The organism is Streptomyces sp. SirexAA-E (genome assembly GCF_000177195.2).
Lineage (GTDB): Bacteria > Actinomycetota > Actinomycetes > Streptomycetales > Streptomycetaceae > Streptomyces > Streptomyces flavovirens.
This window is the reverse complement of sequence record NC_015953.1, coordinates 3,400,686-3,420,316: the sequence shown is the minus strand read 5'-3', so window position 1 is coordinate 3,420,316 and position 19,631 is coordinate 3,400,686. Positions and strand designations below refer to the sequence as shown.

General features: G+C 72.5%; 17 protein-coding genes. 12 read left to right on the top strand and 5 right to left on the bottom strand.

The genetic code is table 11. The features are described from left to right. Positions 1–115: 115 nt before the first annotated feature. Positions 116–1,582: a helix-turn-helix domain-containing protein gene (locus SACTE_RS15180; protein WP_026358981.1), complete on the top strand. Its 1,467-nt coding sequence runs from the start codon at positions 116–118 to the stop codon at positions 1,580–1,582. A gap of 44 nt (positions 1,583–1,626) precedes the next feature. Here the strand turns inward: SACTE_RS15180 and SACTE_RS15175 are convergent, their stop codons facing one another. Further along, positions 1,627–3,432, bottom strand: a complete 1,806-nt coding sequence (locus SACTE_RS15175) for a serine/threonine-protein kinase (RefSeq protein ID WP_014046910.1) — start codon at positions 3,430–3,432, stop codon at positions 1,627–1,629. 262 nt (positions 3,433–3,694) lie between these two features. On the opposite strand from SACTE_RS15175, the gene SACTE_RS15170 reads away from it, so the two are divergent. The 3 genes from SACTE_RS15170 to SACTE_RS15160 all read left to right on the top strand — a co-directional run bounded on the left by SACTE_RS15170 (position 3,695) and on the right by SACTE_RS15160 (position 6,655). Beyond that, positions 3,695–5,086: an aspartate aminotransferase family protein gene (locus tag SACTE_RS15170; protein ID WP_014046909.1), complete on the top strand. Its 1,392-nt coding sequence runs from the start codon at positions 3,695–3,697 to the stop codon at positions 5,084–5,086. A gap of 98 nt (positions 5,087–5,184) precedes the next feature. Then, on the top strand, positions 5,185–5,904 hold the full coding sequence (locus SACTE_RS15165; RefSeq protein ID WP_014046908.1) for a GntR family transcriptional regulator: 720 nt from the start codon (positions 5,185–5,187) through the stop codon (positions 5,902–5,904). A gap of 100 nt (positions 5,905–6,004) precedes the next feature. Further along, complete coding sequence (locus SACTE_RS15160; protein ID WP_014046907.1) at positions 6,005–6,655, top strand: hypothetical protein; 651 nt, start codon at positions 6,005–6,007, stop codon at positions 6,653–6,655. A 51-nt stretch (positions 6,656–6,706) separates the two neighbouring features. Here the strand turns inward: SACTE_RS15160 and SACTE_RS15155 are convergent, their stop codons facing one another. After that, positions 6,707–7,495 (bottom strand): SLATT domain-containing protein, encoded by a 789-nt coding sequence (locus SACTE_RS15155; RefSeq protein WP_014046906.1) that lies wholly within the window; start codon positions 7,493–7,495, stop codon positions 6,707–6,709. A gap of 372 nt (positions 7,496–7,867) precedes the next feature. On the opposite strand from SACTE_RS15155, the gene SACTE_RS15150 reads away from it, so the two are divergent. The 7 genes from SACTE_RS15150 (at position 7,868) to SACTE_RS15120 (ending at position 14,697) form a co-directional block, all read left to right on the top strand. Continuing rightward, on the top strand, positions 7,868–8,203 hold the full coding sequence (locus SACTE_RS15150) for a YbaB/EbfC family nucleoid-associated protein (RefSeq protein ID WP_014046905.1): 336 nt from the start codon (positions 7,868–7,870) through the stop codon (positions 8,201–8,203). A 104-nt stretch (positions 8,204–8,307) separates the two neighbouring features. Continuing rightward, positions 8,308–8,907: a recombination mediator RecR gene (recR, locus tag SACTE_RS15145; RefSeq protein WP_014046904.1), complete on the top strand. Its 600-nt coding sequence runs from the start codon at positions 8,308–8,310 to the stop codon at positions 8,905–8,907. 84 nt (positions 8,908–8,991) lie between these two features. Then, positions 8,992–9,651 (top strand): DUF5063 domain-containing protein, encoded by a 660-nt coding sequence (locus SACTE_RS15140; protein WP_014046903.1) that lies wholly within the window; start codon positions 8,992–8,994, stop codon positions 9,649–9,651. Positions 9,652–9,960: 309 nt separating this feature from the next. Further along, positions 9,961–11,232 (top strand): aspartate kinase, encoded by a 1,272-nt coding sequence (locus SACTE_RS15135; RefSeq protein ID WP_014046902.1) that lies wholly within the window; start codon positions 9,961–9,963, stop codon positions 11,230–11,232. After that, positions 11,229–12,293, top strand: a complete 1,065-nt coding sequence (locus SACTE_RS15130) for an aspartate-semialdehyde dehydrogenase (RefSeq protein ID WP_014046901.1) — start codon at positions 11,229–11,231, stop codon at positions 12,291–12,293. Before SACTE_RS15135 ends, SACTE_RS15130 begins: the two co-directional genes overlap by 4 nt. 359 nt (positions 12,294–12,652) lie before the next feature. Next, positions 12,653–13,228 carry a SigE family RNA polymerase sigma factor gene (locus SACTE_RS15125; protein WP_014046900.1) on the top strand — a complete coding sequence of 192 codons (576 nt, stop codon included), beginning with the start codon at positions 12,653–12,655 and terminating at the stop codon, positions 13,226–13,228. A gap of 47 nt (positions 13,229–13,275) precedes the next feature. Next, positions 13,276–14,697: a hypothetical protein gene (locus tag SACTE_RS15120; RefSeq protein WP_019992576.1), complete on the top strand. Its 1,422-nt coding sequence runs from the start codon at positions 13,276–13,278 to the stop codon at positions 14,695–14,697. 168 nt (positions 14,698–14,865) lie between these two features. Here the strand turns inward: SACTE_RS15120 and SACTE_RS15115 are convergent, their stop codons facing one another. Both SACTE_RS15115 and SACTE_RS15110 read right to left on the bottom strand, forming a co-directional pair. Continuing rightward, positions 14,866–15,639: an SURF1 family protein gene (locus SACTE_RS15115; protein WP_019992577.1), complete on the bottom strand. Its 774-nt coding sequence runs from the start codon at positions 15,637–15,639 to the stop codon at positions 14,866–14,868. A 136-nt stretch (positions 15,640–15,775) separates the two neighbouring features. Further along, positions 15,776–17,653 (bottom strand): prolyl oligopeptidase family serine peptidase, encoded by a 1,878-nt coding sequence (locus tag SACTE_RS15110; protein ID WP_014046897.1) that lies wholly within the window; start codon positions 17,651–17,653, stop codon positions 15,776–15,778. An 89-nt stretch (positions 17,654–17,742) separates the two neighbouring features. Here SACTE_RS15110 and SACTE_RS15105 point away from each other — a divergent pair, with 89 nt between their 5' ends. Next, positions 17,743–18,579 carry a methyltransferase gene (locus SACTE_RS15105; RefSeq protein ID WP_014046896.1) on the top strand — a complete coding sequence of 279 codons (837 nt, stop codon included), beginning with the start codon at positions 17,743–17,745 and terminating at the stop codon, positions 18,577–18,579. Between the two features lie 128 nt (positions 18,580–18,707). Here the strand turns inward: SACTE_RS15105 and SACTE_RS15100 are convergent, their stop codons facing one another. After that, entirely contained in the window at positions 18,708–19,502 is a 795-nt protein-coding gene (locus tag SACTE_RS15100) for an SGNH/GDSL hydrolase family protein (protein WP_014046895.1), read from the bottom strand. Between the last annotated feature and the right edge of the window lie 129 nt (positions 19,503–19,631).

Sequence of the window (19,631 nt, the reverse complement as noted above, 5' to 3'; positions counted from 1 at the left end):
TGAGGTGTTCAGGGGGTATCAGACCGCACAGTCGGACCGGTACCCTGCACTCCGGTTCGGTAGGCAGAGCGGGGGACGAGTGCGCGCGCGGGAACGGGCCGACGACGTACTGCGGATGTACCGGCTGGCACGCACCGGGGGATCGCCGGACCTGCTGCGCTGGCTCGCCCGGCGCGCCGACGGCTGGGCCGGGCTCCTCGACGGCGACGGCACGGTGCTCCAGGCGGTGACCGGAACGGCCCGGTGGCCGGGGCAGGACGCCGCGGGACTCGCGTCCCGGGCCGCGCGGGAACTGACGGTGCGCGGTGCCCGCGCCTACTCGCTGGAGACCGGCGGGCGCACGGCGCTGCTGCTCCCCCTCGACAGTGCGTCCGAGGGCCGCGACACCCTTCTCGCCGTCGTCGCCCCCCGCCCGGTGCCCGCCGGGCTCGCCACCCTGCTCGCCGACGCGACGATGCCGCTGGGCCTGGCCTGGGCGGCGGAGACCGTGGAACGCAAGCGGCGGCGCGTCGACCTGGCCGAGTTCCGGGGACGTGAGGCGGTGCTCCACCTGCTGATGACCGGCCAGCTCTCCATCGCCCACCAGGTGGCGGGCGCGCTGCGGCCGAAGCTTCCCGACCCGGTCCGGGTCTGCGTCGTCGAGTGCTCGGGCGGGCAGCGGGACGAGGTGGCCCGGATCTGTGCGGACGCCTCCGGCGGCCGGACGTGGATCGTGCGGTGCCCGGTGTACGCGCGCCACCTGATCCTGATCACGCCGGCGGAGCCGGAGGCGGGACCCGGACCGGACGGGACCCGGGAGGGCACGCCGCTCGACCGGACCGTGGCCGACCTGGTGGCCGACTGCGTCGTCGGCGTCAGCGAGGACGTACCGCTCACCGACACCGCGGCCGCCTACCGCCAGGCCTTCCACGCGCTCGCCGTGGCCCGTGGACTCCCGGACCGGCACGCCCGGTTCGGCTCCGCGCCCGAACCGGCCCTCGTCGTCGGAGCCGCCGGGGCACGCTGGGCGGACGCGCTGCTCGCCCCGCTGCTCACCCACCTGCCGCGCCGCTCCCAGGACCCGGGCAGCCAGGAACTCGCGGCGACGCTGGCCTCCTGGCTGGCGTTCTCCTCGTACGCCACCCAGCACCTGAAGATCCACCGCAACACCCTGGCGGCCCGCCTCAAGCTGATCGGTGAGCTGCTGGGCCTGGACCTGACCCGCCTCGGCGACCAGGCCGCCCTCGACCTGGCCCTCTGCGTCAGGGCGGCGCCGGCCTCGCACCGCGCCGATCCCCGCCGGGACCACGGGGCGGTGCCGGACCTCGACGAGGTGCTGTGCGGCCCCGGCATCCAGAACTGGGCGGCCCAGCAACTGCGGCAGCTCGCCCCGGCCGGCCGCACCGCCGAGGAGACGCTGCGCACCTGGCTGCGGTGCGAGGCCCAGCTCGGCCCGACGGCGGCCGAACTGGGGATCTCCGTACCGGGGACGCGCAAGCGGCTCGTCCGGCTGGAATCGGTGCTGCACCGATCCCTGCTCCAGACGCCGAGCGCGCGCTACGACCTGTGGATGGCGTTCCGGGCGGCGGACCTCGTGGCCTGAGGCCGTCAAGAGGCTCCGGAACACCCCGCGGCGCGGGGCGGAGGTCAGCCCGTCCGTGTGTACGTCAGGCTCTCGCCGGTGTCCGGGATCTCACGCCGCAGGCTGCCGTCGGGCAGCAGTGTCAGGACGGTCGGCTTGCCGGGGGTGCACGACGAGGCCGGAGCGCCGGACGTGACCCGGGAGGGCCCGATGTCGACCGGTGAGCCGGACGTCGGCGTGGTCCGCAACTCGGCCTGGAAGACGCAGTGGTAGGAGCCGCCCGTGGCGAGCGGGCCCTCGGCGGTGAGCGACAGGACCGTGTCGCCGACCCCGCCCTGCCGGATCACGAGCCGACGTGTGGACGACCCGGCCCCGCTGTCGATGACACCGGCCCAGGTACCCAGGTAACCGGCGGGCAGGGCCCCGTCGCCGGACTGCCCGTCGGCGGAGGGATCCGTGGACGCCCCGCCGGTCGGGGTCGGGGTCGGCGAGGCGGTCGTGTGGTCGTCGGCGCCGTTCATGAAGGTGAAGACGGTCCACCCTGCCCCGATCGCGACCAGCACCGCCACCAGCACCAGCGTGACGGCCGCCCCCGTGTGTCGGCGTTCCGGCGCCGGGACGGGCGCGGGGGTGGGGAACGGCGGTGCGGACGGGCCGTACGGGGGTGTCGGCCCGTAGCCGTGGGCGTACGCCGGTGGCGGCGGCTGGGGGTAGCCGTACGAGGGCGGGGGCGGCGCGGACGGGACGGCCCGGGCGGGCTGCGGCTGCCCGGCACCGGGCGGTGCCCCGGGGCTCTGTGCCGCCACCGGGGGGACGGCGGTCGCCACGGGGCCGGGAGGGGCGGCGGGGTGCGGCGGCTCGGGAGCGGGCGGACCGCTGTGCGCCGGGGAGGGCTGCGGCGGCGCCTCCGGCGGGCCCTGCGGGGGCTCGTGCGGGTCCTGCGGGTCCTCGACGTCGAGGAGGCCGACCGCCTGCCGGCCGAGCTGGGCCGTCAGCGCTCCCGGGAGCCAGGTTTCCGCCGTCTCCGTCTCGCCCAGCCGCTCCAGGACGTCGTCCGTGGACGGCCGCGCCCCCGGGTCCTTCGTCAGGCAGTCCTGGATCAGTTCGACGAGGTCCACGGGTATGCCGGTGAGGTCCGGGTCCTCCTGCGCGATCCGGAACATCAGCGCGTGCACCCCGCTGTCCGCGCCCCCGAACGGCATCCGCCCGGTGGCCGCGTACGCCAGGACCGAACCGAGGCAGAACACGTCGCACGCGGCCGTCACCCGCTCACCGCGCACCTGTTCGGGCGACATGAACCCCGGGGAGCCGATCAGCGCACCCGTGCGGGTGAGGCCGTCCTCGGTGACGGTGTCCAGCGCCCGGGCGATGCCGAAGTCGATGACCCGGGGGCCGTCGATCGTGACCAGCACGTTGGAGGGCTTGAGGTCCCGGTGGACGATCCCGGCGCGGTGGATGTCCTGGAGGGCGCACGCGAGCCCGGCGCCCAGCACCCTGACGGAGTGTCCGGGAAGCGGACCGTACGCCTCGGAGGCGGTCGCCGGGGCGCCCGGACGGCCCGAGACGATCCGGTGCAGCGACGGGCCCGCGATGTAACCGGTGGCCACCCACGGCACCGCCGCGTCGGTGTCCGCGTCCAGCACCGGTGCGGTCCACGCGCCACCCACCCGGCGGGCCGCCCGCACCTCCGCCCGGAAGCGGTCGCGGAACTGCTGCTGTTCGGCGAGGTCGGGCCGGACGAGCTTGATGGCGACCGTGCGGCCCCGGTCGGACCGGGCCAGGAACACCTGGCCCATCCCTCCCGCGCCGAGACGCCCCAAAAGCCGGTACCGGCCTATGCGTTGCGGATCGCCGGAGCCCAGCTTCTCCATGGTGCGCTTCCTCCCCGTGCGGCCGTGGAGCACGGCCGTACACCGAGAATAGCGGCGCTCCCGGCGCCCCGGCCCAGCCCCTGGGCGCGGCCGGGCCCGTCGCGGACGGGGACCGGACGCCCCGCCGGACGCCCCCCGTGGTGCCGCGGCGCACCGTACCGGGCCGTACCGCTGCCGGAAAACGCCCGGCACGTGCCGAGCGGCCCCCACGCCGTGGGCGGAGGCCGTGGAGCCGCGCCGCCCACCCGCCTACGCTCGCCACATGACCCCTCAGCCCCCTCGCGCGCCCCGTGTCCCGTACGTCGACCCCGAGGCCGGGGCGGCCGTCAAGGCCGCCGACCGCGCGCACGTCTTCCACTCCTGGTCCGCCCAGGGCCTGATCGACCCGCTCGCCGTCGCCGGCGCCGAGGGGGCGTACTTCTGGGACTACGACGGCAACCGCTACCTGGACTTCACCAGCGGCCTCGTCTTCACCAACATCGGCTACCAGCACCCCGTCGTGGTCGCGGCGATCCAGGAACAGGCCGGGAAGCTCGCCACGTTCGCGCCCGCGTTCGCCATCGAGGCGCGCTCCGAGGCCGCCAGGATGATCGCCGCGCGCACCCCCGGCGACCTGGACAAGATCTTCTTCACCAACGGTGGCGCCGAGGCGGTCGAGAACGCCGTCCGGATGGCCCGCGTCCACACCGGGCGTACGAAGGTGCTCTCCGCCTACCGCTCCTACCACGGCGCCACCTCCACCGCGATCAACCTGACCGGCGACCCGCGCCGCTGGGCGTCCGACACCGGCTCGGCCGGGGTCGTCCGCTTCTGGGCGCCGTTCCTCTACCGCTCGCCCTTCTACGCCACGACCGAGGCCGAGGAGTGCGCCCGCGCGCTCCAGCACCTGGAGGACACCCTCGCGTTCGAGGGCCCGTCGACGGTGGCCGCCGTCGTCCTGGAGACCATCCCGGGCACGGCGGGCATCATGCCCCCGCCGCCCGGCTACCTCGCGGGGGTCCGCGAGATCTGCGACCGGTACGGGATCGTCTTCGTGCTCGACGAGGTGATGGCCGGCTTCGGGCGCACCGGCGCGTGGTTCGCGGCCGACCACGACGGCGTCGTACCGGACCTGATGACGTTCGCGAAGGGCGTCAACTCCGGCTACGTGCCGCTCGGCGGGGTCGCGATCAACGCCGAGATCGCCGCCACCTTCGAGACCCGCCCCTACCCCGGCGGGCTCACCTACTCAGGTCATCCACTGGCCTGTGCGGCGGCCGTCGCCACGCTCGGCGTCATGGAGGACGAGAAGACCGTCGAGAACGCCGCGCACCTGGGAAAGCACGTCCTCGGCCCCGGCCTGCGCGAGCTCGCCGGACGCCACCCGTCCGTCGGCGAGGTCCGGGGCCTGGGAGCGTTCTGGGCGCTGGAGCTGGTGCGCGACCGGGAGACCCGCGAACCCCTCGTCCCGTACAACGCGACGGGCGAGGCCAACGCACCGATGGCCGCCTTCGGGGCGGCCTGCCGGAAGAACGGGCTGTGGCCCTTCATCAACATGAACCGCACCCACGTGGTCCCCGCCTGCACCCTCACCGAGGCGGAGGCGAAGGAGGGCCTCGCCGTCCTGGACGCGGCCCTCTTCGTCGCCGACGAGCACACCGTGGAGGGGGTGTGACGCGTCGCGGGAGGTGACGGCGCCCCTCCCCGTGCCCGGATCCGGGCAGACCACCTGGCTTAAGGTGACCCAAGCCGAGAACGGGAGAGGGGCACGTCATGCCTGCGAGGGGAGCTGTGAACCGCAGTACGCTGCGGCAGCAGATCGCCGACGCGCTGCGTGACGAGGTGCTCGCGGGGCGTCTCCAGCCACGCGTGGAGTTCACCGTCAAGCAGATCGCCGAGCAGTACGGGGTCTCCGCGACCCCCGTCCGCGAGGCGCTGTTCGACCTCTCCGCGCAGGGGCTGCTCGAATCCGACCAGCACCGCGGCTTCCGGGTCCGGGAGTTCACCGTCGCCGACTACCGGTCGATGGTGGACGCCCGCGCCCTGGTCATCGACGCGGTGTTCCGGGGCATCTTCGACGGGACCGGCGCGGTGCACGGGCTGCTCGTCACCCACCAGGCCGCCCTGGTCTCGGTACGCCGCCGGGCCGAGGAGGCCGCGCGCGCGGCGCGTGGGGGCGACCTCGACATCCTCATCGGCTACGACCTGCGGTTCTGGCGGGAGCTGGGCGCGGTCGTCGGCAACCCGTACCTCACCGACTTCCTGCACCGGCTGCGGGTGCAGGCATGGGTCTTCGCCGTCCCGTACCTGCGCGGCGACGCGGATGTGCGCGACTGGCTGTGGAACGGCCACCCGGAGCTGGTGGAGGCGATCGCCGCGGCCGACGGCGACGCGGTACGGACGGTGCTGGACGCCTACCACGCCCACGGACTGAGCTGGGCGGACCGGCTGGCCGCCGACGACCCCCCGCACCCGGGCCACCACGAGGGCTGAGGCCCCGCGGCGCCTCGGGGCCCCCGCACCCTGTGCGCCGGGTCCGGGCCGCATTACGCTGTCCCGACCATCGCACGAACCCGTTGGAGAGCGAGACTTCGTGGCCTGTGACCTGTGGCTGGTCCCCCTCGTCGATGTGCTGTGCCACAGCCCCGACAACCCCTTCGCCGAAGAGATCGCCGTCTACGACAAGGCGTTGGGCGAGGCGGGGCTGCCCCCCGTCCCCGTCTACGCCTACATGCCCGGACTCACCGGAGACGTCGCCCCGGTCGCCGGCTTCGACTACGACGCCCTGCACTTCCTGCGCCGCGCCCATCTGCTCCAGTTGAGCGGGCTCGCCGTCACCCCCGTCGACGAACTCGGCGGGGACTACGAGCAGCTGCTGGAGATGTTCGAGCAGGCCGCGCTCCAGTCCCACCTGGTCTGGCACTACGACCACGCCGGGGCGTACGTCCCGGTGGACTTCCCCGCGCCGCTCTGCGACGACGAACTGCTGGCGGGCGGCGGTCCGCTGGGCTCCTCGCACGGACTGCTGCGGGAACTGGAGTCCGTCGCCCCGTCCATCGGCATCGACCCGGCCAACCCGCCGGCCGCCCCCCTCCCGCCGATCGGCCCGACCACGCTCGAAGAGCCGGCCGGGCCGCTGCTGCCCGACGACAGCCCCTTCGCCCGCGAGCGCCACGTCTGGCTGGGGCTGCACGCCGCGGCCACCCGCAGCCTCGCGCAGGGCTCGATGATCATCTTCGGCTGACCGGTTCCGGGGCCGTCCCGGGGATCCGGGACGGCCCCGGTGTCCAGGGACCTACCGGGGCGGCTCCGGCGGCCGCTGGCGCGGCATGTTCGGACGGACGGCCGCGGGCATGGTGAGGCGGCCGGGATGCGTGCCCTGTTCCGGGCGGCCGCCGACCGCCCCCGAGACCAGCGACTGCACGCCCATGGGCGCCGGCCCGGCCCGGAACTCCACCATCCAGTCCGCCGTCTCCATGCGGACCAGCTCGGTGATGTCCTCGGAGAACCTCCGCAGCACCCCCAGGCACCGCTCCGCGGCCTCGCTGGCCGTGCCCTCGGTCGGGCCGAGCACCTCCCGCACGCACTCCGAGGACCAGTCGAACTGCAGCACCTGGAGGCGCCGCTGCACGGCCTGGGCCGTCGCGAGGTTCCTTATCCAGCCGGAGGTGAATCCGAAGTACCGGTCGCACGCCATGCACGCGGCGCCCAGCAGCAGCGACAGATAGCCCCAGCCGGCCGACCCGTGCAGTTCCCCGGTCAGGTCCAGCAGCGGGAGGGCGGCGCCCGCGACCACACCGACCGCCGTACCGAGGCGCAGCAGGCGGGCCAGACGCCGCTTGCGGACCCGGTCGTGCAGATACCAGTCGGCGGTCCGCAGGGCGCCCGCCTCGACCCAGCGGTACAACTCGTCGAGCCGCTCGGCGGGTTCACCCCAGTCGCCGAGGGGGAAGGCGCGGGCGGTCAGGTCGCGCGGCCCCGCACCGTAGCGCGCACCGGACCGCTCGCTTCCGGTATCTGCGCCGGATCCCGCGCCGGACTCCTTGCGGGGCGGCCCTTCGGGCTGCATCTCCGGCTGACTCACCGGGGCACTCCTCTGCACTCTGAGTTCGGCGCGTATCGGCGCGTGGTGACGCGGATCGGCACGGGCTGGACGGACACGGAAGGGGCGGATCACGGCATATGACCTGGGCCCCACCCGTGTAACTCTGCGTTACCTGCGAGGTGCGTATGCGTAGCGATACGCCTGCCCTTCCTACCGCCGAATGGTGGGCCACGGGGTCGAAATCGCGGGATTCCCGGGTGGGCACGGCCTCTGGTCAGGTATAGGAGCACGACAGCCGCTTTTTGAAACTCACTCGAAAGAGTTGCTCCCCGGCGGGTGGGGCGCACCGTCCGGCGAACACGTAGGCTCGGCGTACCGAAACAATCCGTCGTCGAAATGCCAGGAGTGACCGTGATTCCCGGTGGTGGTCAGCCCAACATGCAGCAGCTGCTCCAGCAGGCCCAGAAGATGCAGCAGGACCTTGCCGTGGCCCAGGAGGAGCTGGCCAGGACCGAGGTCGAGGGACAGGCGGGCGGTGGCCTGGTGAAGGCCACGGTGACCGGCTCCGGGGATCTCCGCGGTCTGGTGATCGACCCGAAGGCCGTGGACCCGGAGGACACCGAGACGCTCGCCGACCTCGTGGTCGCGGCCGTGCAGGCGGCGAACGAGAACGCCCAGCAGCTCCAGCAGCAGAAGCTGGGCCCGCTGGCCCAGGGGCTGGGCGGTATGCCGGGCCTCCCCTTCTGACCCCCGGACCGGCCCCCGGTCGGTCCCGGTCCCGGCAGGCCGGGGCCCTGTAGCCATCCGCCTGTACCGGCTACGGTACGAGCAGGAAAAGGAAAGGCGTTCCGTTGTACGAAGGCGTGGTGCAGGAGCTGATCGACGAACTGGGCAGGCTGCCCGGCGTCGGTCCCAAGAGCGCGCAGCGGATCGCCTTCCACGTCCTGCAGGCGGAGCCCACCGACGTACGCCGACTGGCCCACGCCCTCCTCGAGGTCAAGGACAAGGTCCGCTTCTGCGAGGTCTGCGGCAACGTGGCGCAGCAGGAGCAGTGCGCCATCTGCCGGGACGCGCGCCGTGACCGGACGGTCATCTGCGTGGTCGAGGAGCCCAAGGACGTCGTCGCGATCGAGCGGACCCGGGAATTCCGGGGCCGCTACCACGTGCTCGGCGGCGCGATCAGCCCGATCGAGGGCGTCGGCCCCGACGACCTGCGCATCCGGGAGCTGCTGGCCCGGCTCGCGGACGGCACGATCACGGAGCTGATCCTGGCCACGGACCCCAACCTGGAGGGCGAGGCCACCGCGACCTACCTCGCCCGCATGGTGAAGCCCATGGGCCTGCGGGTGACCCGGCTGGCCAGCGGCCTGCCGGTGGGCGGCGACCTGGAGTACGCCGACGAGGTCACCCTCGGCCGCGCGTTCGAGGGGAGGCGGCTGCTCGATGTGTGATCCGGCATCTGACGTCGTCCTTACGCGGGGCGACGCTACGTTCTACCCACCGTTCGCGACCGCGCCCACCGGGAGGTCCCCTCGATGTCCGACGCCACGCTGAACTCCGTCACGCAGGACCCGGACGACTTCGCCGTCCAGATCGCGGACCAGATCAAAACGTTCATCGTCGCGGTCGCCGAGGTGTCCAAGGCCGATGAGCCCGAGGAGGCCGTGCCGGTCCTCCTTCTCCAGGTCTCGCAGCTGCTGCTGGCCGGCGGCCGGCTCGGCGCGTACGAGGACATCCTCCCGGACGAGCGCTACGAGCCGGACCTCGGCGCCGAGCCGGACGCCGACGGGCTGCGGGAGCGCTTCGCCACCCTGCTGGAGCCGATCGACGTCTACTCCGAGGTCTTCGACCCGTACGAGCCCCGTAAGCCTCCGGTCCCGCACCGCATCTCCGACGACCTGGCCGACCTGGTCACGGACCTCGGCCACGGGCTGGGCCACTACGAGGCGGGCCGCACGGCGGAGGCCATGTGGTGGTGGCAGTTCTCGTACTTCTCCAACTGGGGCTCCACCGCGTCCGCCGCCCTGCGCGCCCTCCAGTCGCTGATCGCGCACATCCGGCTGAACCAGCCGCTGGAGGAGCTGGACGGGCTGGACACCGACCAGGACCCGGGCGACGGCGACCTGGCCGAGGAGGCGGGCCGCGTGATGGCCGCGGAGATCGCCGGGCCCCTGGGGCTGCGGCCGGTCAACTAGGGCTTCTCGCCCGGCTCGGAGCGAATCGCGCGCCGCGCGGCCGATGACGCTCGGCCGACGCTGCCGGGTGTGGGTGTGGGTGCGGGTGCGGGTGTGGGTGCGGCCCGTGTGGCCCGTGTGGCCCGTGTGTCCTGGGCCACAAAAGGCGTGCCCGGTGGGCGCGGTGGGCAGCAGCTCCCTACGAGCAGTTCGGGCCGACACGCCGGACCACGTGGTGAGCGGGACATCTCACCATCTGGTAAAGACGGGTCGATTCCGGACTGCTCGTTAAACTGAGCCGACAGCACCATTATTGAGCGAGGAGCGCACGTGGGCCTTGTCGTGCAGAAGTACGGAGGCTCCTCCGTAGCCGATGCCGAGGGCATCAAGCGCGTCGCCAAGCGAATCGTCGATGCCAAGAAGAACGGCAACCAGGTGGTTGTCGTGGTGTCCGCGATGGGCGACACGACGGACGAGTTGATCGATCTCGCCGAGCAGGTATCTCCGATGCCCGCCGGTCGGGAGTTCGACATGCTGCTGACCGCGGGAGAGCGGATCTCCATGGCCCTGCTGGCCATGGCGATCAAGAACCTGGGCCACGAGGCCCAGTCGTTCACGGGCAGCCAGGCCGGTGTCATCACCGACTCGGTCCACAACAAAGCGCGCATCATCGATGTCACGCCGGGCCGCATCAGGACCTCGATCGACGAGGGCAACATCGCCATCGTCGCCGGGTTCCAGGGCGTGAGCCAGGAGGGCAAGAACATCACGACCCTCGGCCGCGGCGGGTCCGACACGACCGCTGTCGCCCTGGCCGCCGCGCTGGACGCCGAGGTCTGCGAGATCTACACCGATGTGGACGGTGTCTTCACCGCCGACCCGCGGGTCGTGTCGAAGGCCCGGAAGATCGACTGGATCTCCTTCGAGGACATGCTGGAGCTGGCGGCGTCCGGTTCCAAGGTGCTGCTGCACCGCTGCGTCGAGTACGCACGCCGTTACAACATCCCGATCCACGTCCGCTCGTCCTTCTCCGGACTGCGCGGCACCTGGGTCAGCAACGAGCCGCAAGGGGACCAGCAGGTGGAGCACGCCATCATCTCCGGAGTCGCCCACGACGTCTCCGAGGCCAAGGTCACGGTCGTCGGTGTGCCCGACAAGCCGGGCGAGGCCGCAGCCATCTTCCGCGCGATCGCGGACGCCGAGATCAACATGGACATGGTGGTGCAGAACGTCTCCGCCGCCTCGACCGGTCTGACGGACATCACGTTCACGCTGCCCAAGTCCGAGGGCCGCAAGGCCATCGACGCCCTGGAGCGCAACCGGGCCGGCATCGGCTTCGAGTCGCTGCGCTACGACGACCAGATCGCGAAGATCTCCCTGGTCGGCGCTGGCATGAAGACCAACCCGGGGGTCACCGCGGGCTTCTTCGAGGCGCTGTCCGACGTCGGTGTGAACATCGAGCTGATCTCGACGTCCGAGATCCGCATCTCGGTGGTCACCCGGGTCGACGAGGTCAACGAGGCCGTGCGCGCCGTGCACACCGCCTTCGGGCTCGACAGCGACTCCGACGAGGCCGTCGTCTACGGCGGCACCGGACGATGACCCGGCGCCGCCCGTCGCTCGCGGTCGTGGGTGCGACCGGGGCGATCGGCGGCGTCATGCTCCAGATCCTCTCGCAGCACGCGGACGTCTGGGGCGAGGTCAGACTCGTCGACTCGCCGGGTGCGGCCGGCCGAAAGCTGGTCGTACGCGGCGAGGAGACCGAGGTGCTCCCGATCGAGGAGACGGTCTTCGACGGGGTGGACGTGGCCCTGTTCCTGGTGCCGGACGAGGTGTCCGCCCGGTGGGTGCCGGTCGCCGCAGCCCGCGGGGCCGTGGTCGTGGACGACTCGGCCGCGTTCCGGCTGGAGGACGACGTACCCCTGGTCGTTCCGGAGATCAACGCCCATGCCGCGAGGCGCAGACCTCGCGGCATCGTCGCGTCGCCCAACTGCACCACCCTGTCGCTGATCGTCGCGGTCGGCGCCCTGCACGCCGAGTTCGGGCTGCGGGAGCTCGTCGTCTCGTCCTACCAGGCGGTGAGCGGTGCCGGCCGGGACGGCGTCGCCGCCCTCCGTGAACAACTGGCGCTGGTGGCCGGTACGGAGCTGGGCACCAGCCCCGGAGACGTACGGCGGGCCCTGGGGGACGGGGGCGGCGGCCCCTTCGCCGCCCCCGTCGCGCTGAACGTGGTGCCCTGGGCGGGTACGGACGCCGGTGACGGCTGGTCCTCCGAGGAACTGGGGATCCGCGAGGAGTGCCGGAAGGTCCTCGGTCTGCCCGACCTGAAGGTCGCGGCGACCTGCGTGTACGTCCCCGTCGTGGCGACGCACTCCGTGTCCGTGCACGCCCGCTTCGAGAGCGAGGTGGCCGTGGCGCGTGCGCACGAGATCCTGGCGACCGCGCCCGGGGTGGTGCTCTTCGACTCCCCGGCGTCCGGGGACTTCCCGACGCCCTCGGACGTGGTGGGTACCGACCCGACCTGGGTGGGCCGGGTGCGGCAGTCGTTGGACGATCCACGCGCCGTCGAGATGTTCATCTGCGGCGATAATCTCCGAAAAGGTGCGGCACTCAATGCGGCTCAGATCGCCGAATCGATCGCTGCCGAATTTCCCCGGGATTGATCGAAACTGTTTTGTAGGATCTGTGTGCGCCCTGTGAGCGATTCGCTGGTCTGAACCTCTTGAGCTGGGGCGTTGCGGTGTCGGACGATGATCCCCTGGCCTCGTGCAACCGCTAGTCGGATGCGGCGCGTCTACGTCGTCACTTCTTGCGTGACTGGATGCGTATATGAGGCATTTGGGGAAGAGCAGGTACGAATGAGGGCATGTCGCACAGCATCCAACGCGGTGCCGTACGCGTACAACCCTGACGGGGAGAAGCGTGTCCAACTGGCGTGGCAGAGGTTCTCGACATCACAGTGGTGGGCCCGTTGCGAGGCGCTTCGGTGCGTCCGCTCCGGCGGCCCCGCGCAGCCGGCGGCATGCCGGTGATCGCCCCCATGCCCGCTGCGCGGTCCGCACGTCTGCCGTCGCAGCGCGAGGGCGTTGAGGAGACGGTGGCGGCGGGAACGACGGTCGACCATCTCACCGAGACCTACCGCGCCCACTACCGCTCGCTGCTGGGCCTCGCGGCCCTGCTCCTGGACGACACGGCGTCCTGCGAGGACGTGGTCCAGGAGGCGTTCATCCGGGTGCACTCGGCGCGTAACCGGGTGCGCGACCCGGAGAAGACCCTGGCGTACCTCCGGCAGACCGTCGTCAACCTCTCCCGTTCCGCGCTGCGTCGGCGCATCCTCGGGCTGAAGCTGCTCTCCAAGCCGATGCCGGACATGGCGAGCGCGGAGGAGGGGGCCTACGACCAGCTGGAGCGGGACGCGCTGATCAAGGCGATGAAGGGGCTCCAGCGCCGCCAGCGCGAGGTGTTGGTGCTGCGCTACTTCTCGGACATGACGGAGGCTCAGGTCGCGGAGACCCTGGGCATATCGCTCGGTTCGGTGAAGGCGTACGGATCGAGGGGCATAGCGGCACTGCGCGTCACGATGGAGGCGCAGGCATGAGCAGGCCGGAACACAGGCACGACGATGACCGGACTGGAAACGGGATTGTGAACCACGGGCCGGACAACACTCCGAACACCGATCCGGAGCCGACGGCGGGTGCGGGGGACGCGGGTGAGGGCGACGGCGGGCCCGCCGGAGCCGGGCGCCCGGCCTCGGCCGGGGAGGGCGCTCCGGCCGACGGTGCACGGACGCCGGGCGCCGATACGGCCGCCGGCTCGGCGGCCGCCGAGGAAGCGCCCGACGCGGAGGCCGACAGTGCGGAGGCCGACGACGCGGACGCCGACGATGCGGAGACGGACGGGTCCTCACCGGACTCGCCCGACGGCGGTGCGGCGGATAGCGGTGCGTCCTCCGGTGATGGTGCGTCCGGTGGTGCGTCCGGCGGAAGCGGGCCCGGCACCGGCGGCACACTGACCGCGCTCTTCGGCGGCGCCCTGGACGCCACCCCGGACGACGCCGACGTGGACGAGGCGGCCCTGCGCCGCATGATGCAGGGCGCCGTGCGGGGGCTCCAGCCGGCCGACGGAACCCTCGACCACCTGCACCGAGCCGTGCCCGCCCGCCGGGCACGGCGGCGCCAGGCCGTGGTGGGTGCCGTCGCGGCCGCCCTTCTCATCGGTACGGCGGTACCCGCCTTCGTCCATGTGGCGAACTCGGACGGCTCGGTCGCCGCCAACCCGTCCATCGCCGGCCATGGCGAGCAGGCCCAGGGCGGCAACGGCCAGGACGCCGGTAGGGACACGGGCGGCGAGCGGCCCACCGGCCCGGAGGCACGGCAGAACGAGGGCACCGAGGGCGAGAAAGACCCGTCCGAGAGCCCGAAGCCCAGTGCCGGTACCGGTTCCGACGGCACCGGCACCGCCGGTCTCGACGACACTCCGGGGGTCGAGGCGGCGGCCATGCCGGCCTGCGCCCCCAGCCAGCTCGGTGTCGCGTCCGCGGAGTCGGGTGCGCCGGGGCCGGACGGCAAGGTGTACGGAAGCTTCCGGATCTCCAACGTGTCCGGCAAGCCTTGTTCGGTCACGAGCAACGGCACCGTCGGATTCCAGGCGGTGGGCGCGGCCGATCCGCTGAAGATCACCGTCGTCCAGCACGCGGCGGGCGACGCGGCGAGCGGGCTGCCGCATCCGTCGACGGAACCGGGCGCGGTGCTGCTGAAGCCGGCGATGGCCTACGAGGTGCGCTTCGCGTGGGTGCCTTCGGACACCTGTCCGACCACGGGCAGTTCGCCCTCCCCGACGCCGACGGACGGCGACGGCGGCGGCGGTACCGGTGGAACGGCGGGGGGCTCCGCCGCGGGGTCCTCGGACACGGCGGCGCAGTTCGGCAGCGCCGACGACGTCCCGGTGGACGGCAGTGTCGCGGTGACGCACACCCCGGAGACGGGGGCGCCGACCGCAGAGACCACGATCTCCCACGCCTGCGCGGGCACCATCTACCGCACCGGAGTGTTGAACGCCTCGTAGCCGGCGGGCGCCGTCGCGGACGGTCGTCGCCGGTGTGTGCCGGGAGGCGCCGTCGGCGGATCCGCGGCGGCGGTCCGGGCGGGGCCTTCCCGGCACATCTGCCGATGCGGGCCTGCCCCGACGGTGCCGGCCGTCACGGCGAGGGCGCTCGTGTCCGTCAGGTCCGGCTCAGTCGGCGTCGGCCGCGAGCCCCAGCCGCACGTCGCGGGCCGCCTCCGCCTCACGGCGCATCAGCCGGAACCACATGAAGAGCACGAAGCCGGCGAAGACGAACCACTCACCGGTGTAGCCGAGGTTCTGGAAGGCCTTCAGGTCCAGCCCGCTGCCCGGTGCCGCGGCGGCGGGCACGGGCTCCATGGCCGCGCTCCCCGGCTCGGGCTCGGCCAGGGTCACCCAGGCGTCATAGACGTCGTACGGGACCAGGTTCACCAGCGAGGCCGCGCTGATCATGCCCAACTGGCCCTCGGGCAGGCCGCCCCGGACGTTCACCCCGTCGCTGCCGGTGTTCTCCGACGCCTGCAGATCGCCGGTCACGGTGATCTCGCCGGCCGGAGCCGCCGGGACCTCGGCGCCGTCCGGTGTACCGGGGAGCCAACCCCGTACCACCGGCAGCGCCTTGCCCTCGTCGGTGCGCAGCAGCGTCAGTACGTAGAAGCCGGACCGGTCGTCCAGCTTGCGGCCGGGGATCAGGAACTGGTCGGCGTACGTCCCCGTCGCCTCGGCGGGGCGACCCGAGGTCTCCGTGCTGACCGGCAGCAGCTCGTCGAGCGGCTTCACGGCCCTCGTCCCGGGGTCGGGACGCTTCTCGGCCTCCTCGTGCGACTGCACGCGGTCCTCGAAACGGCCGAGCTGCCAGGTGCCCATGAACACGCAGAACGGAATGGCCAGCGCGACGAAGAGGTTGATCCCCCACCATCGCGGGGTCAGCAGGAACCGGTACACCCCTCCACGGTACGGTTCCCCGCTCCGGACACCCGGAGCGGGGTGCACCATTTATCCGGACCTTATGGGCTCCGGGGCCCTGCGCGCAGGCGTTCCCGCCCCGGCCGGCCCGTCCCGTCCACCGACGGGGGCCCGGTCACGAGGCCGGACCCGCCACCTCCCCCTTGCCGAGGTGCCGCAGCGCGAAGTCCAGCTCCAGCCGGACCTGCTTGATCCGCTCCTCCACGACGAGCGAACCGTGCCCCGCGTCGTAGCGGTAGACCTCGTGGACCGCGCCCCGCGCGGCGAGCCGGTCCACGTAGTTCTCCACCTGGCGGATCGGACACCGCGGGTCGTTGACCCCGGCCGAGATGTAGACCGGCGCGCGCACCGCGTCCACGTACGTCAGCGGGGACGACGCCTCGAACCGCTCCGGCACCTCCTCCGGCGTCCCGCCCAGCAGCGTACGGTCCATCGCCTTGAGCGCCTCCATCTCGTCGTGGTACGCGGTGACGTAGTCGGCGACCGGGACCGCGGCCAGTCCCAGGGCCCAGGCATCCGGCTGCGTCCCGAGCCCGAGGAGGGTGAGGTAGCCGCCCCACGAGCCTCCGGCCAGGACCAGCCGTGCCGGATCGGCGAGCCCCGACTCCACCGCCCAGTCCCGGACCGCCGCGATGTCCTCCAGCTCGATCAGCCCGACCCGGTGCTTCAGCGCGTCCGTCCAGGCACGGCCGTACCCGGTCGAACCGCGATAGTTGACGCGCACGACGGCGAAGCCGTGGTCGATCCACGCGGCGGGACCGGACGCGAAGGCGTCGCTGTCGTGCCAGGTGGGGCCACCGTGTATCTCGAAGACCGTGGGGAACGGGCCTTCCCCGGCGGCCGGAGTCTGCACCAGGGCGTGCACGCGTCCCCCCGGCCCCTCCACCCACGCGTCCCGCACCGGCTCGGAGGCCGGGGCCTTCGCCCCCGGCGGATCGAGGACGACGGCACCGGTCGTGGACCTCACGACGGGCGGCTCGGCGGCCGACGACCACAGGTACTCCACCGAGCCGTCGGGCCGGGCCGTGGCGCCCGAGACCGTCCCGGCGGGGGTCTCCACACGCACCGGCCCCTCGGCGCCCGGCTCATACCTCCACAGCTCGCTGCGCGCCTCGAAGCTGTGCTCGACGAGCAGGGCCGACGCGTCGGGATACCACTCGGCGCCCACATCGCCGGGCAGCTCGACCGGCAGGTCCGTCTGGGTCCCGGCCACCGGGTCCCAGATCATCGGCTCCCAGCGTCCGCGCCGCTGGTGGCCGACGAGCAGCCGGGTGTCGCCGGCCACCGGGGCGAAGCCCAGCACCGACAGGCCCAGCTCCTTCGTGCCGCCCTCCGTGTCGTCCAGCTCGGCGACCGTCGAACCGTCGGGGCGCACCACGCGCAGGGCGGAGTGCATGGCGTCCCCGTGCTCGGTGTGCTCCAGAGCGATCAGCGTGCCGTCCCGGGAGAGGTCCCCGACGCCGGCGGACTCCCGGTGCCGGTAGATCTCGACGGGTTCGGCCCCGGGGCGCACGACGTGGATCGTCGTGCCGTCCTCGTCCGTCGACCGCCCGATCACCGCCGTCCCGTCCCGGCCGATCGCGAGCCCCGCCGGGTAGGACGGTCCGAGACCGGGCGCAGCGGGCTCGTCCGGACCGCCCTCGAAGGGCTGCCGCATCCATACGCCGAACTCGTCGCCGTCGGTGTCGGAGAACCACCAGACCGACCCGCCGTCCGGCGTCAGCACCCCGTCGGTCGTCCCGTTGGGCCGGTCCGTGACCTGGCGCTGCTTCCCGGACGCCCGGTCCCAGGTGTACAGCTCGTACGTGCCGGTGGCGTTGGACACGAACAGGGAGCGCTCGGGCGCGTCCTGCGCCCAGTCGGGCAGGGACACCCGGGGTGCGCGGAAGCGCTGCTCCCACCGCGGCAGCTGCTCCCACCCCGGATTCGGCTCCTTCGGCCCGGGCCTTGCCGCCGGTTCGTGTGCGGACGTGTCGTTCTGTGCGTCGCTCATGGCCCCATACAACCCGATGGGCCCCGTCCGCGGTGAGCCTGTGGATAACCGATCGCGCCCGCCCCCAGCCTGTGGGTAACTTTCCCGGCATGTACGCACCGACACCGGACGACTGGCGCCAGGCCAACCGCGCACGCTGGGACGAACGCGTGGCCGTCCACGCGGCCGGCGACTACTACGACCTCGACTCCTTCCTCGCCGGGAGGGAGGCCCTGCGCGACTTCGAGATCGCGGAGGTCGGCGACGTGACGGGCCGCACCCTTCTGCACCTGCAGTGCCACATCGGGCTGGACACCCTGTCGTGGGCGCGCCACGGCGCCGCGCAGGTGGTCGGTCTCGACTTCTCCGAGCCCGCCGTCGAGACGGCCCGCGGACTGGCCCGGTCGCTGGATCTCCCGCCGGAGCGGGCGATGTTCGTGGCCGCCGACGTGTACGAGGCGGCGGAGGCCGTGCCGGACCCGGCGTACGACATCGTCTACACGGGAGTGGGCGCGCTGAACTGGCTGCCCGACGTGGACCGCTGGGCGGAGACCGCCGCGTCCCTGGTCCGTCCGGGCGGCTTCCTCTACCTCGCGGAGTTCCATCCGCTGACCGACTGCCTGGACGACGAGACGGGCTCGACCGTCGCGTACGACTACTTCAGCCGCGAGGCGTGGGTGGACGAGACGCCGGGCACCTACGCCGACCCCGCCGCCGAGACCGTCCACAACCGCAGCGTCGAATGGCAGCACCCCTTGGGCGACGTCGTGTCCGCCCTTGCGGCGGCCGGGCTCCGGATCGACTTCCTGCACGAGCACGACGCCACGCTCTTCGCCCGCTATCAGGCGCTGCGCCGGCACGCGGACGGCTACTACCGCTTCCCGGCCGACCGCCCGCGGATCCCGATGATGTACTCGCTCAAGGCATCGCGTCCACCGGCCGGCTGACGGGCCGCCAGGCCACCACTCCATCCGCCGGCTCAGCCGTGGCCCGGCCGCCCGTGGAGGAAGCGCGGGGCGCCACCCGGATCATCCGGGTGGCGCCGAGGCACGCGTGAGCGGCGGGACGTCGTGCCCTACGCCACCGAACGGAAGGCGGGCAGGTATCCGTTCGACTGCCCGATGGCCTTCGGGTGGTAGGAGTTGGTGATCGGGAGCGTCACGCTGTGGAGCCACGGGTCGCCCGAGCAGAGCTCGTGCCCGGTGAACTCGTCCACCACGCTGGAGAAGGTGAACCCCGCGTTGGCCGCCCGCTTGGCGATCACCCCGTTCAGGATCTCCGAGGCGTTGTTGATCGCGCTGCGTTCGTTCTCGGTGAGCCCGGCGATGCAGCTGCCCGAGAGCTTGTAGAAGCGCGGGTAACCCAGCACCACCACGTGGGCCTGCGGGGAGCGCGTGTGGATGCCGCTGTACAGCGAGTCGAGCCTCGCCGGAAGCGTGTTCTGCGCCTGCGAGACAGCGGTGTTGACGCGGGCGACGCAGGTGGCCTCGCTCTGCAGCACACAGGTCTGCATGACGTCCGCGAAGCCGACGTCGTTGCCTCCCGCGGTGACGCTGACGAGCGTGGTCGACGACGACAGCGCACCCAGTTGGCCGCTGGACACGCTGGACGTCGTCGCACCGGAGCACGCGACGGACGTGAAGGACGACGGCGCGTTCGCGGCCGCCCACAGGTAGGGGTACGACTTGGTGCTGCGCTGGCAGTCACCGCTTTCGGAGGTGTAACTCCCGGCGCCCACTCCGGAGGAGTAGGAGTCACCGAGAGCGACGTAGTTGGCGCCTGCGGCGGAGGCCGGCTGTGCCAGGCCGAGCACGGCCACGGCGCCGATCGCGAGGGTGGAGACGGAGGCCCAGAAGGTACGTACTGACACGGCAGTCAGCCCTTCGAGATGTGGGGGACGGGTGGGGAGTTCGTGGGGCGAGCACGTTTGTAGCAGCTCCCGGTACCCGTCGGTAATGGGCAGGAAAGAAGTCGTCTGATATGCCCGAATGCTCGTTCG

What these genes read in the sequence shown, in the direction of transcription:
- SACTE_RS15180 (WP_026358981.1), top strand. Translation starts at nt 116, where the DNA reads ATGTACCGGCTGGCACGCACCGGGGGATCGCCGGACCTGCTGCGCTGG.
- SACTE_RS15175 (WP_014046910.1), bottom strand. Translation starts at nt 3,432, where the DNA reads ATGGAGAAGCTGGGCTCCGGCGATCCGCAACGCATAGGCCGGTACCGG.
- SACTE_RS15170 (WP_014046909.1), top strand. Translation starts at nt 3,695, where the DNA reads ATGACCCCTCAGCCCCCTCGCGCGCCCCGTGTCCCGTACGTCGACCCC.
- SACTE_RS15165 (WP_014046908.1), top strand. Translation starts at nt 5,185, where the DNA reads ATGCCTGCGAGGGGAGCTGTGAACCGCAGTACGCTGCGGCAGCAGATC.
- SACTE_RS15140 (WP_014046903.1), top strand. Translation starts at nt 8,992, where the DNA reads ATGTCCGACGCCACGCTGAACTCCGTCACGCAGGACCCGGACGACTTC.
- SACTE_RS15130 (WP_014046901.1), top strand. Translation starts at nt 11,229, where the DNA reads ATGACCCGGCGCCGCCCGTCGCTCGCGGTCGTGGGTGCGACCGGGGCG.
- SACTE_RS15125 (WP_014046900.1), top strand. Translation starts at nt 12,653, where the DNA reads ATGCCGGTGATCGCCCCCATGCCCGCTGCGCGGTCCGCACGTCTGCCG.
- SACTE_RS15110 (WP_014046897.1), bottom strand. Translation starts at nt 17,653, where the DNA reads ATGAGCGACGCACAGAACGACACGTCCGCACACGAACCGGCGGCAAGG.
- SACTE_RS15105 (WP_014046896.1), top strand. Translation starts at nt 17,743, where the DNA reads ATGTACGCACCGACACCGGACGACTGGCGCCAGGCCAACCGCGCACGC.